Annotated in this window: 11 protein-coding genes and 1 CRISPR repeat array (1 of these 12 cut by a window edge); of the genes, 2 read left to right on the forward strand and 9 right to left on the reverse strand. The window is 45.5% G+C overall.

Annotation, left to right across the window (positions count from 1 at the left end; genetic code table 11):
* Window position 1: 1 nt before the first annotated feature.
* Window positions 2-757: a ribonuclease PH gene (gene rph / locus FS818_RS23885; protein WP_090919178.1), complete on the reverse strand. Its 756-nt coding sequence runs from the start codon at window positions 755-757 to the stop codon at window positions 2-4.
* A 118-nt stretch (window positions 758-875) separates the two neighbouring features.
* Window positions 876-1,931 (reverse strand): GerMN domain-containing protein, encoded by a 1,056-nt coding sequence (locus FS818_RS23890; RefSeq protein WP_145335353.1) that lies wholly within the window; start codon window positions 1,929-1,931, stop codon window positions 876-878.
* A gap of 433 nt (window positions 1,932-2,364) precedes the next feature.
* Between FS818_RS23890 and FS818_RS23895 the strand changes: the two genes are divergently transcribed.
* Window positions 2,365-2,931: a phosphatidylglycerophosphatase A family protein gene (locus FS818_RS23895; RefSeq protein ID WP_123064590.1), complete on the forward strand. Its 567-nt coding sequence runs from the start codon at window positions 2,365-2,367 to the stop codon at window positions 2,929-2,931.
* 96 nt (window positions 2,932-3,027) lie between these two features.
* Here FS818_RS23895 and FS818_RS23900 read toward each other — a convergent pair whose 3' ends face one another.
* The 5 genes from FS818_RS23900 to FS818_RS23920 form a co-directional block, all read right to left on the reverse strand.
* Window positions 3,028-3,681 carry a ferric reductase-like transmembrane domain-containing protein gene (locus FS818_RS23900; RefSeq protein ID WP_145335356.1) on the reverse strand — a complete coding sequence of 218 codons (654 nt, stop codon included), beginning with the start codon at window positions 3,679-3,681 and terminating at the stop codon, window positions 3,028-3,030.
* 37 nt (window positions 3,682-3,718) lie between these two features.
* Complete coding sequence (locus FS818_RS23905; protein WP_145335358.1) at window positions 3,719-4,765, reverse strand: FAD:protein FMN transferase; 1,047 nt, start codon at window positions 4,763-4,765, stop codon at window positions 3,719-3,721.
* Complete coding sequence (locus tag FS818_RS23910; protein WP_145335360.1) at window positions 4,762-5,094, reverse strand: hypothetical protein; 333 nt, start codon at window positions 5,092-5,094, stop codon at window positions 4,762-4,764. The genes FS818_RS23905 and FS818_RS23910 overlap by 4 nt, the downstream gene beginning before the upstream one ends.
* 217 nt (window positions 5,095-5,311) lie before the next feature.
* Window positions 5,312-6,310, reverse strand: coding sequence for an MBL fold metallo-hydrolase (locus tag FS818_RS23915; protein WP_145335362.1), 999 nt, complete (start codon window positions 6,308-6,310; stop codon window positions 5,312-5,314).
* 19 nt (window positions 6,311-6,329) lie between these two features.
* Entirely contained in the window at window positions 6,330-7,073 is a 744-nt protein-coding gene (locus FS818_RS23920; protein ID WP_145335364.1) for a class I SAM-dependent methyltransferase, read from the reverse strand.
* Window positions 7,074-7,323: 250 nt separating this feature from the next.
* Between FS818_RS23920 and FS818_RS23925 the strand changes: the two genes are divergently transcribed.
* Window positions 7,324-8,199 (forward strand): DUF72 domain-containing protein, encoded by an 876-nt coding sequence (locus tag FS818_RS23925; RefSeq protein WP_145335366.1) that lies wholly within the window; start codon window positions 7,324-7,326, stop codon window positions 8,197-8,199.
* A gap of 214 nt (window positions 8,200-8,413) precedes the next feature.
* Here the strand turns inward: FS818_RS23925 and FS818_RS23930 are convergent, their stop codons facing one another.
* Window positions 8,414-10,042, reverse strand: a complete 1,629-nt coding sequence (locus tag FS818_RS23930; protein ID WP_145335368.1) for a hypothetical protein — start codon at window positions 10,040-10,042, stop codon at window positions 8,414-8,416.
* A gap of 470 nt (window positions 10,043-10,512) precedes the next feature.
* Window positions 10,513-12,138, reverse strand: coding sequence for a WG repeat-containing protein (locus tag FS818_RS23935; protein ID WP_186375578.1), 1,626 nt, complete (start codon window positions 12,136-12,138; stop codon window positions 10,513-10,515).
* 339 nt (window positions 12,139-12,477) lie between these two features.
* Window positions 12,478-12,612: direct repeats of the CRISPR family, unit length 32 nt; unit sequence ATTTCAATCCACGCACTCGTGTAGAGTGCGAC (it continues 297 nt past the right edge of the window).

The following is a 12,612-nucleotide window of genomic DNA, read 5'->3' on the forward strand; positions in this document are numbered from 1 at the left end:
CTTAAGCCTCACCCAATCCACGTGAACCAATCTTCAGCGCGATCGGTCCAAGGGCTTCTTTTTGCCGCTCGATCATTTCCAAAATTCCCTGTTCGCCAAGTTCCAGCATCGCATTCAGTTCACGGCGGTCAAAGGGTGCTTCCTCACCTGTTCCCTGAAGCTCCACGTATTTCCCGCTACCCGTCATCACCAGGTTCATGTCTACTTTGGCTTTGGAGTCCTCATCATAATTCAGATCCAGTACGGGCTGTTCTCCGACAACGCCTACGCTCACGGAAGCGAGGAAGTCGGTAATCGGGAACACTTGAAGTTTGTGCTGCTGGGCAATTTTGTTCACTGCGAGCGCGAGCGCCACAAATGAACCGGTAATCGACGTTGTGCGTGTGCCTCCGTCCGCCTGAATAACATCGCAATCCAGCGTAATGGTACGCTCCCCAAGTGCCTGCAAATTCACCACCGAACGAAGAGCACGGCCAATCAGACGTTGAATCTCCATCGTGCGTCCTGTCAGCTTGCCGCGATTCGCTTCACGCTGGTTGCGAGTATGAGTAGCACGCGGAAGCATAGAGTATTCTGCTGTAACCCAGCCCTTGCCCTGTCCTTTCATAAAAGGCGGAACACGTTCCTCCACCGTTGCCGTACAGATTACCTTTGTATCACCGACTTCAATCAATACAGAGCCCTCGGCGTATTTATTCGTGTTAATTGTTAAATTCATCGGGCGCAGCTGTTCGCTAGTTCGTCCGTTAGATCTCATATCTTCTGCCTCCTACGACTTAAGCATCCTGTAATGTTGAACTTGTTCTTTCTTGCAACCATCCTTTATATTTTACCAAAGAGTTCAGTTAAAAGCACCCTCGGGGCTCTTTTATCTGTTAAATCGGGATCTCGTTAATGTATTCTGGCTTGGACACCGGCGCACTGTAATCCCGGTTATCATCGCCTTTGACCGTTTTCTGCCCGTTCCATTCAATCTGCACTTTGGCATCTTTGCTGACTGTATTCTCCGCGGTGGTCAGGACAACGGACTGCAACAACTCACTAGGTACCACATCCCCTTCTGTGAACATATCATCCTTCAGCGCAACCGTTACCGTGCCATCCTCAGACGTCTTAACAGATTGTAATTCCGTCCCACCTGTCATCACTTCTTCCAATTCTCCGTCCTTGGCCGGCCCCTTGATCAACTCGTTTAAAGCGGCCTGAACGCGGTCGCCACCTGGAGCCACAAGCCGTGTAACCGGAACATAATACTGCACACCAGCAGGAGAAGCGGCTGAAAAATAAACCGTCACAGGACTGCTGTTCGTTGTAAAGGATTCACCTAAATCCAGATTAATGCCTACCGCACGATTCAACGGCTCAGGAAGAGGTGTACTATTGACAGGCATTTGACTCAGCTTTTTACCATCTACCCAAATCTGTACGTTGTTTATCCCCGGCGTACCTGTCAGTGTCCACGTCACGGCTTCCAGCATTTTACGCTCATCTTTGGCATCGTATTTGGCAAAGTTACCCGAGAACTCGACAACAGCCAGCTTGTCATCGGAGTGGATGGTTACATTCTGCACGACCGTTCCTTGTGGCAATACACCCTTGAACCCTTCAGGTAACATTCCAGCATATGCTCCGCCTGTAACTAATGTATCCAGAGCTGTCTTCGGGCTGCTTACATCGGTTCCGGATGGGAGGGTTAACGAGACTGGAGCGAGCATCCCCTGCTGGTCTTGCAGATATACGGTCGTAAGCGGAAGTGTTGCAAGCTTTCCATTGCCTTCGGCGGCCTGAATCATAGCGGCTTCCTGAATACGTGGCGGCGGATCAATCGCTTCTGAAGATTGGGCTCCGAACATTCCACAACCAGATAATACGACAGGAATGCCAAGCAATGCTGCCGCTGATGCCTTACGTAAAGATGGGATTTTTCTCATGATCACGTTCCCCCTCATCATTTTTACAGTTTGTACTACCATGTATACGAGCCTTCGTTCAAAAAATAACTACTTTTTGCACAAGCTCTTGCTCAATCTGGCAATCTTCATGTGACACAAACATAAAAGCAACGCGATACGGTTAATAACGTATATAAGTAAGGTCTATACAATCATCGATATATAAGTTGAATGAATTTTTCACATGTTAACGGAGAGGACAGAAAAAACCTGAAGAAGCGAAGCGTTCGCCTACAAGCTTTCTACAAGAAAGCTACTTCGAAAGCATACGCTTATCAGCGGATTTTCACCTTGATAAAAGGTAATTAAAAAATCTGCGGATAACAGCGATCGGAAGGTTCTTCTGTCATCGGAGTGTTTACGTGTAAACCTCTTCGTTCAATTTATATTAACACCAGAGGAGGATTCGCCCATGGAGCATCCGGAGCAGGAAAAAATCCCTTACAGTCTGAATAGCCGCAAAGTTGCTGAAGCCACAAGGGAATGGTTACACAAACGGGGCGTCACGATTCCTGAGATCGCAGAACTGGTCATGCTGCTTCAGAAAAAGTACTATCCTGGACTAACGATGGAAGAATGCATTGAGAACGTGGAGATGGTTTTGAAAAAACGTGAGGTTCAGAACGCTGTCCTGACGGGTATCCAGCTTGATCTGCTGGCAGAACAAGGACAACTGATCTCTCCTTTGCAAGAGATGATTGAGAACGATGAAGGACTGTATGGCGTAGATGAGATTCTCGCCTTCTCGATCGTGAATGTATATGGCAGTATCGGATTTACCAATTACGGTTATGTGGACAAGCTGAAACCCGGGGTATTGGAACGTCTCAATGACAAAAGCCTGGGGCCTGTGCATACGTTCTTCGACGATATTGTCGGGGCCATCGCTTCAGCCGCGAGTAGCCGGATTGCTCACCGCAAACAATCCGAGCTTGAAGAAGCACTGGGAGAAAAGCCAGTCAGCGACGACAAAATCTAGTTTGGTTTTAGATTGGTTTCCGAAGGAAAACGAGTCAAAAAAGCGGCCAATGCAGGCCGCTTCTTTATTTTATATGGCTAATTCATGTTGCAACACCTATTTGAGTTGCTCTTGCCCCAAAGGCACAGCCAAGCCGTAGGCTTCTGCCCACTTTCGATCCTTCATCGATTCTGATTCGGTCCGTTTCGGTCCAATCGTGATCTCCGGTCCTTTTCGCTCTCGCATCAGACCACGCAATACCGTTATTCCAATAATGCTGACTCCGGTAAATACATACATCAGGCGCATGATCACATGACCCGAATCACTTCCCGTTACCATGCCATGAATCAACAACCCGGCGAAAACCGGATAAGACAACATGTGAAACATAAACCACCATTTGCGCCCCAGCTTGTTTCGTAGATCACTGGACAACAGCACGATCAGCAGGCCGTAGAAAGCTAACGTCCCCAGTCCAGTGCCAATCGGGTGCACTGACGCTGTAAAAGGAATCAACAGCTCTCTCCAGGTAAACGGGCTGTAATGATCAATAACCAACATAAGTGCATGTGTGATGCCAAGTCCAAAGGCAAGCCAGGTTGTTCGTGTATGCCACTTAAACATGACAGCTTTTGGTTTCCCCTTCGCGATCGGCATCCCTTGAGCAATGCCCAGAAACACACCAGCAAAAAGCAATATATATGCAGCAATTCCACTAATACGAATGATATTCCACGTTGGCAGGTAATCTACAATCCACTGTGCCATAACCGGTTCCCCCAAATCTATCAGACTTGTCCCGTTCCTATTCGATCAAGCTAAAACGATGATCCGGGTCGAATCCAGGCCAGCGCTCAGCAAGTGTTGATGGATTTCCTCTAAAATAAACGTTTGCCTCTCGAGTGATCCAAAGAACATCATGTCGGTCATAATGTCGATTAAGCCAGTTCACTGCCTCTGCGCTCCCCAAGATCGATACGGTTTTGGCAATAATTTCGCACTGCGAAGCATGCTGACCAACCACTGTACATTGTAAAATGTCTGTGTCTGCCGGTCTCATCGTCCGGGGATCAATAAGATGATGTGCTGTACAACCCTTGTCATCTTGCCAATGTCTACGTGTAATCCCTGATGTGGCCACAGCCCCTCGTTGTAGCCGTACCGCTCCCGACACATCTTGAATCTGTGGAAACGGACTGTTTACCTCCAGTGTCCAATGAGGATGGTCTGTGGTACCCCATACCTGAATGTCACCGCCTGCATTAATCATTCCTGCAGCAATGTTCATTGTCTTCTGTAGCCAGTCCGCGATACGTTCTACGGCCCAGCCCTTTACAATACCGCCAAGATCCAGCTCCGTTCCCGGGTCAAGGTGCACCATTCGGCTCCCTTCCCGCTGTATCCAGCTTGGACGACTGTAGTCATATGGATCTTCCCTCATGCCATGGGTTTCCGATTTTGTTATAGGTAATAGTCGCTCCAGCAAAGGCCGCTGGGATGTTCGTTGCTGTATCTTTTCAAAGCTTGCATCGTATCCCGATGAACGAAGAGCTTTCATGATGTTGGGCTGGAAGATACCCTCCGTTTGCCCGATATAACCATATGCTAAGCTGAGCACCTCATCCATCGCAGCCGAGACAGAGATCCATCCGTGACTCTCATTCAGACGATTTAATTCACTGTCAGCCACAAAACGACTGAAGCGCTGCTCCTGTGTTTCAAACCAGTTTTTGACGAGCGAGGCAGCATGTTCCGCCTGTTCTCTATCTGCCGACAACTGCACTTCCACCTTCGTGTTCATCGCGTGAAAATAAAACCGGAGGGGACGTACAGCCTGCTCTATGCGGCTCATGATGCACCTGTGCGTGACCGATAATTGCCACGATTGGTTTCAGAGCCCGAGCGGAACGAATTGGCCTGATCCTGATCTGATCCAACCGAGTATCCGTCTGTATCCCAATTGTACTGATCCGTACCTGCTGGAGACCATTCATCCATCACATCGTCACGTGAATCCACCCGTGTGGAAGCTGTTATTCCGGTGTCTGTCCCATTCGCCGCCGCATAAGCCGCATCAAAAGCATCCGAAGTTCTTACATATTGAAAGAGTGCAGCCACCGTTAATGTAGCCGCAGCCGAAGCTTGCCATTTCCGCCATTGGTTCCGTTTACGTCTCGTCATCGCTTATCCCTGCTTTCTATAGCGAAGTTCATAGTTGTATGATAGGCTCGCTGGCTTAAAAGAAGCTGAATAAACGGTTAACCGCGCCTAAAGCTTTTCGTTTTTTCTCAAAAAAAAGCCCCGAACAGGTAGTCCTGCTCAGGGATAAGGATGAGATCACTATTGAAAAAAGCTATTATCATCTTTGCCAAATGTGTCTATATGCAACCTATGACGACTAGCTAGTTAAATGTTGAAAATAAATGATTCCGTCAGCCTGTTGTACCTGTCCCGCCAAGCCACGCCGAATTAATTCCTGCAAATGCGCCAGCGTTTCGCTCATGGCGAAACGTAATTGATGTGTTCCAAGCCGATCACCAAACAAATGTACACAAATGTCATATGCGTGAGCAGGGCTTTCCTGCAATCGTTCCGCTAGTTTACCCAGACGTTCTTCATGGTGAGCAAGTAATTCGATCGTGCGTTCCGTAAAACGGGTAAACGGATTTCGATGCCCCGGATATGCACGTTGCACTGTCAAAGTGCTCAGACGCCGCAAGCCGTCCATGTAGGATTGCAGCGGTTCTGCATCACTGCCCGGTTGCAAACTGATATTGGGCGAGATTTGGGGTAAAACCGCATCTCCGCACAAAATCTCTTTTGATTCAGGAGCATAGAATGAGAGATGACCGGGGGCATGTCCCCCCGTTTCCACAGCAATCCATGCTTTTCCACCCATCCGGATAGTATCACCATCTGCAATGATGGTTACCTCAGGAAGCGGTGTGATTTGTGAGATGAATGTTTTCATATGTTCCTTAATTTCGACTGTCTTATGTTGCGGCATGCCATGAAGAAGGTAATACTCTGGCAGTCTCTCTTCAATGCTCGCCCCGGTTCCCCACATAAAATCTGTTTCCTGGCGGGAGCGTGCTGACATTAACACAGGTGCACCCGACATCTGCTGCATCCAGCCGGACAATCCCAGATGATCAGGATGATGATGAGTCAGTACAATCTGATGAATATGTTGAAAGGTCAAGCCGAGTCTGCCCAACGCTTCATGCCACTCCTGCTCCGTCTCCGCTGTACGCGGTCCTGGATCAATAATGCTCACCTTGCCATCCGGTTCGGTTAAAATATAACTGTTCACCCATCGAAGCGGAAAAGACATCGTGATTTGAATACGGTGCATCCCTTCTGGCATAGATAAAGATTCGGTTCTTGTACGTTTCATGGTCTTTCCCCTCTCTCGATTAGTCAATAGGACGATGTCCCACAAAGATCATACGCGGCGAAGTCTGCTCATCATATTTCTCTTCATCGTATCCCCCGTGAACCTGATCCACCCGAAGATCTGCATCCTCCAGCATTTCAATCAGTTGCTCTCGCGAGTAGAGCTTGACACTTTCCTTATAGATTCGCGGTTCAGTCCCGGCAGAGATGGCCGTGATATGTATTTCCTTTTGCACAAACCCGTCTTGTATCCTGCGAAATTCTTCAATCCGCTGCCCTTCATCTTCACGGACAGAGTGCTGCACCAGATGTTTTTGCACGTAGGCTGTATTGATAAAATCAAGAATGAAACTGCCTCCAGGCTTCAACATTCGATGGATGGCACGCAGAACCTTCAATTGTTCAATATCCTCGGGGAAGTATCCAAACGAAGTAAACAGGTTAACTACGGCATCGAATCCACCCCCAAGAGGGATTTTACGCATGTCGGCATGACACCATCTAACCCGATGATCGGTATCCAGTTCTCTGGCTTCACGCAGAAGCACATCGGACAAGTCTACTCCCGTCACCTGAAAGCCAGCGTCCGCAAGCGCAAGCGAATGCCTGCCCATCCCGCAGCAAAGATCGAGCACTTCTGCACGAGGGTGAAGCTTCAGCCAGTTAATCATTTTATGTACTTCCTCATAAGCACCGTGCACATCACGGTGTTTGTATACGAGCAGATAATCTTCGCCAAAACTCTTTTCGTACCATGCCGTCATGTCAATCTTCGCCCTCCGTATCATCAGTTACCCTTATCCGCATTGTGCAGATTTTGCTGGCTAGAACACCCCGCGCTAAGCTAAAACTGGTGTCTGTTTTGAATCATTTCAAATTATTGTAACGCTTTAGTTCCCAAACTCAAAATGATCGTCTGCCACCCTCATTGAACGACTCTACAACGCAAGATATAATGTTAGACATATCATGCTCCTGCGAATCGGTTAAATACATACAACAGGAGGTGTTCTTATGATTCGTATCGGACTTACGGGATGGGGCGATCAGGAAGACCTCTATCCAAACCGTACCCAAGCGAAGGACAAGCTTCGTCTGTACGGACAATATTTTTCCACGGTGGAGGTAGACAGTTCCTTCTACGCCGTGCAACCTCGCGACCGGATGGCCCGCTGGGCTTCGGAGACTCCCGAATCATTTTCGTTTATCGTGAAAGCCTATCAGGGAATGACGGGACATCTAAGGGGCAGGCCGTATTTTACCAGCACGTCCGAGATGTACAAAGCTTTTCGTGAATCCCTTGAACCTGTGATCGAAGCAGGCAAAATGCAGGCTGCCTTGTTTCAATACCCCCCCTGGTTCGAATGCAACCGGGACAATGTCAATGAACTACGGGAAGTGAAGCTCCGTATGGAGGGTATTCCATGCGTGATCGAATTTCGTCACCAAAGCTGGTATGCGGACAACATGCGTGAGCGCACGCTTCATTTTCTAAAAGAACAGGGATGGATTCATAGCGTCTGTGATGAACCACAGGCAGGGCCAGGCTCTATTCCCATTGTGCCCATCGCAACGGATTCCCGGATGACACTCGTTCGCATGCATGGACGCAACGTATCCGGCTGGCAGCAAAACGGCGCACCAAACTGGCGTGAGACACGTTATCTGTATCGCTACAACGAACAGGAACTGTCGGAATGGAAAGTTTATCTGGAACAGCTCCAGGAGCAGAGTGAGGATGTGTTTGTTATTTTTAACAATAACTCTGCCGGAGATGCAGCAACCAACGCCCAGATGATGATGGAACTGCTAGGTCAGCCTATCAAACCATTTCCCGACCGCACCGAGCCAGAAAAGGAAGAAGGCCCTGAGCAGCTGGAGTTATTTTAAACACCGGGATATTGGATACCTATTCAGTATCGTCAAAAAAAACTTGAAAAAGTTAACTGATTGAATGTTGACCATCCAAAGGAATTAAAATAAATAACCTAAAAAGGTGCCTCCGTTGAGGCACCTTTTCTTGAAGAGTGCTTTCGTATTTTCTAGAGGACGGATGAGTGTCTTCTTAAAATTCCCTCTCCCGATCGACCACTTCCAGCTACGCCTAAAGCCTGTTTTTACTAAACTCAGGGAGTTTTAGTGTAAATCCCAAATGTGAATGTTCTAAATGTTCATTATCTGACTCGGGAAAAGCAAAAGTCAGTATTCCCTCTTCAAATACACGCTCTGGCAAAGCAACAGTTGTATACTCATTTCCTGTAATCTGGATTGTCAGCTCCATCAGAACCTTGCTACTGTCTCTACTCGTGATGTATATCTGTAAGCTCTCGCCGTATGAAACAAATGGGGAGAATCTGAAACTTAAACTACGATTATGGTTTAATACAGCCGTGACACCTCTAAGACTCGCATGATCTGAGTTTTTTTGAGTAAATGGTTTCTCTGTTGCAATAAATCCACCAGATCCGTCCTCAGACTTCTTGAGACGTTTTAGAATGGCTTGAAATTCAGGTATTTCTGCCTTCATCGCTGCTTCAGTTTTTCTTAATTCGTCGCTAATTAGAATCTCATAACTCATCGAATGCATGCCAACTTGAGCAACTTTTAATCCTAGCTCCTTATTCCATTGTCCTAGCGGAAGAAATACTTTCCCTTTAACAATCAGTCTCTTACTCTGACTAAGAGCTAGCTTACTTGTTCGATCAAGACGCTTAAACAAGTAGGTCTTATCCTTCTCTTCTACCTGGACATGGAATGCATTCATAAACTCCTTCAGCGGAACGTAATAGAGTCCATTCATATAGAACGTGGGCTGTCCTTCATAATGCAGGACTCCTTCACCAGACGTTATCGCAACTGGAAGTGTCAAAAAGAAGAGATCATCATAGGTGAAGGAATCCAGATAGTTTGCCCAATCTTGATATTGAGAGTACTCAATCTTAAAATGTTTTCCTTCCGGTATGTAATAGAAAGATGGCGGATACGCACCAGGATTAGAAAAATAATATTCCATGATATAGAGATCATCTGAAAGCCATTGAATTCCTGTGACATTCGTATTATACGAAGATTTGTATTTCTGAACTTGTACCATCGTTTTTAAATCATACACATATATCGTAGTTGCTTGTGTCCGTTTGAAATGATACGAAGGATCTGCATTTATAACCAAATACTTTCCCCCTGGAGATACAAAGGTATCCAGCTCATAAGCCTTTCCGTTGAACAAAGATACCGTTTTTCCATTCCGAGTAGCAGTCACATTCCATTGATATGGAGTGTTCATCTGAAAACTACTCTGGTTCCATTTTATCTTCGTACCTCCAGCCATGAAGCTTTTGGAAGAAGCTTGCCTTGCATCTTCGATCACATTATTTTTAGTGACTTTAACGGCTTTACCCTTAACTCCGCCAAATTCGATATTATAACAGCTCGTATATTGATATTTAGGACAGTAGACGCCAAATGTCTGAGAGGCCGGAGCCGGTGAAAGACTAAAACGGGTGTCAGTCACATCCTTGGAAGTGATAAGTTTCCCACCTGACAACATTTGCTTGTTATTTTCCAAGGAGAAATATTGAATTCCCTCTTTGTCTGACTCTACAGAGTACAATCCGAGCTGAGCGGCATCGAGCTGTACGCTTTTCTGAGTCGGGATCTCTTTTATCTTTCTCAGCGTAAGGTTCGAATAATCAAACTCATATATGATGTTTACTCCGCTTTTCCCCTTCAACGTACTCTGTACTGCAACGGTGTAAGCCTTGATTCCTTTGGGTGTATCCACAACTACACCGTCTTGATGATTGAAACCGTTTGTGGAATCAAACTCATAGTACGACGGAAGCAAAGAAGGATCGGTAAAGTTGTACTCGTTGATCTTTTGCATCCCGGTAACGAAACTGATTCGATTGGTTCGGATCGTAACTTGCTTGTTTTTTTCGTCAAACATGTAGGTCGACCTATCTCTAATCTTTTCCGTTCCACTGTTAACAGTGGATGAGCTAGTTATGTCTTCATTCACACCTAAAGCATACGCATTACCTTCAAAAACGGTGAAAAGAGATATAATTAGCAGTAAAACGGACGGTAAAAATAATCGAGTCATTGATTTCATGATGTAGTTCCCTCTCCAAATTCATTTTGATGCGCTCTATGTCTAAACCGATTCAACCAGGTTCTGAGCTGTTTATGATCCTGAATGGTCTAACCTTCAAAACCTGAGCGGAATACTTCTTTTCCTTTTGCATTGAAAATAACATAATGACTCTTCTTCCCTACCGGAAATCCGCTGTACATTCCGTCACCAAGGTAGTTTACCATGGAATAGGCTGGGAATATCCGTTTACCCGTTTTAATATTGATTGATGCCGAGATTGAACCCTCTTTAGCTTTCAAAGCATATTGAACCGTTGCGATCGGATCAATATCGTGATAATAGTCGGTACGATCAAGCTCAATCATTTCGTATTTCACATCCATCACGATGTTCCCTCGACTATCCACTATCCCATAGCTTTTATTTAACTTTACTCGGTATAGCGGATTCTTTGTTGTCAATTTCTCAATCTGGTTATTCACGTAATTCGTTCGCTCAATAAGTGGAATCATTTCATCGTACTTCGCAGCTAGTACGGACTCACCACGGGTTCCAATTAATCCATATTTACCATTCTTACGAATGACCGCGCTTCCCGCTTGAAACAGATTAACCTCTTCGTACTGAGCGGGTATTTCGATGTCTCCCTTCTTCGAAACATATCCCCATTTTTGATTCACTTTCACAGCCGCCAGATTCTCTGAAAAAGCCTGTATATCTGTATAACTGGACTCAAATAGTAGGGTTTGATCCTTTTTATAAAAAGTCCACCCGGAACTTTCATCTTGTATATCTCTTACCGCGTAACTTCCATCTCCTGAAAGAATAACCTTTTGGTCACTTTGAGGTTCTACAATCATACGCCCGGATACATCCACGATGCCTTCGCCATTTTGCTGGATTTTCCAAAGTCCACTCTGTGGCTCGCCTGACTTGGAATAATACTCATTGAACGAAACGATTAATCCATCTTGCCTAACAATAGCGCTATGGTTATCGCGGCGGAGCCCCCAATCTAATGTATTGCCTGTAAATTCAAGTTTGTTTTTGAACTCTGCAGGTACCACGAGCTGCCCCTTATAATTCATACTCCCCCACAACCCATCGATCTTAACAGGAAATACCCCGGATTTACGATAATCTATTCTATAATCCATTTCTTCGATGTTAAATGCCGTTAGTAATTTCCCTTTGGTATTGATTAATGCCCACTTCCCATTCTTTTTCACCATTGCGACTTGATTGTAAAAGCTCGTTCCTTCTTCATATGTAGGCGGAATAACAAACTTGCCTTTAGTATCTAGGTAACCAATCTTCCCATTTTTCTTAGCGATGGCCAGCCCATAATCAAACCAACCAATATATTCAATGCTTTTGTCCTGAAATATCACTTTACCTTTACTGTTTATTAACTGATTTCTATTTACGACTGCTACACCTTGATTGAACGCATCTCTTGCTAATTGAAACTGTGGCTTAATCACAAATTTGCCCTGATAATTGATGAATCCCCACTTCCAGTTTTGACGAACCGGGATGAGTCCGTTGGCAGCTCGATCCGTAAACCACAGATGGCTTAATCCCACATGTTCCTGTTGCTTAGCCCACTCAGTATAAGCTGGATCGTTTGCTGCTAGCGCAACCCTCGGCAACATAAGTACTGACGCAATAAGTACCAAGAACGAAATGCCAAGAATTGTAGTGAATTTTGGATATGTTTCTCTTCTCTTCAACACCATATTCCTCCATATAAAAGTAATAATCTTACTCTTTCATTAATACATAAGTCAAAAGAACTATCAATAATTAAATAGGTCAAAAGGATTGTATTTGGACAATGTCTATTGTAGCTCCACTGGCATGTATCAAGTGTTGCGTACATAATGGGACAGGTAAATTTTTCTCCGAATATGCCCCTTCTTACAAAATAAAAAAAATGCTCTAACATAAAAGTCAGAGCACTTTTGTTCACAAAAGAAAATAAGAACGGGATGTTTTAGTTCAAATGCTTTAAACGGTATTACGGGTGTTGAATATTGTGAAAACAGAAATAATCGTGAAGCTCGTTGATTATTTCAATCCACGCACTCGTGTAGAGTGCGACTTAATGTCCTCATGATCTGATCAGCCCTCCTCCAATTTCAATCCACGCACTCGTGTAGAGTGCGACAGCTGTAGGACCGTAAATTGTTTCACCAAGCGTGATT

Source organism: Paenibacillus xylanexedens, assembly GCF_007680605.1.
GTDB classification, from domain to species: domain Bacteria; phylum Bacillota; class Bacilli; order Paenibacillales; family Paenibacillaceae; genus Paenibacillus; species Paenibacillus xylanexedens_B.

What these genes read in the sequence shown, in the direction of transcription:
- rph (WP_090919178.1), bottom strand. Translation starts at nt 757, where the DNA reads ATGAGATCTAACGGACGAACTAGCGAACAGCTGCGCCCGATGAATTTA.
- FS818_RS23890 (WP_145335353.1), bottom strand. Translation starts at nt 1,931, where the DNA reads ATGAGAAAAATCCCATCTTTACGTAAGGCATCAGCGGCAGCATTGCTT.
- FS818_RS23895 (WP_123064590.1), top strand. Translation starts at nt 2,365, where the DNA reads ATGGAGCATCCGGAGCAGGAAAAAATCCCTTACAGTCTGAATAGCCGC.
- FS818_RS23900 (WP_145335356.1), bottom strand. Translation starts at nt 3,681, where the DNA reads ATGGCACAGTGGATTGTAGATTACCTGCCAACGTGGAATATCATTCGT.
- FS818_RS23905 (WP_145335358.1), bottom strand. Translation starts at nt 4,765, where the DNA reads ATGAGCCGCATAGAGCAGGCTGTACGTCCCCTCCGGTTTTATTTTCAC.
- FS818_RS23910 (WP_145335360.1), bottom strand. Translation starts at nt 5,094, where the DNA reads ATGACGAGACGTAAACGGAACCAATGGCGGAAATGGCAAGCTTCGGCT.
- FS818_RS23915 (WP_145335362.1), bottom strand. Translation starts at nt 6,310, where the DNA reads ATGAAACGTACAAGAACCGAATCTTTATCTATGCCAGAAGGGATGCAC.
- FS818_RS23920 (WP_145335364.1), bottom strand. Translation starts at nt 7,073, where the DNA reads ATGACGGCATGGTACGAAAAGAGTTTTGGCGAAGATTATCTGCTCGTA.
- FS818_RS23925 (WP_145335366.1), top strand. Translation starts at nt 7,324, where the DNA reads ATGATTCGTATCGGACTTACGGGATGGGGCGATCAGGAAGACCTCTAT.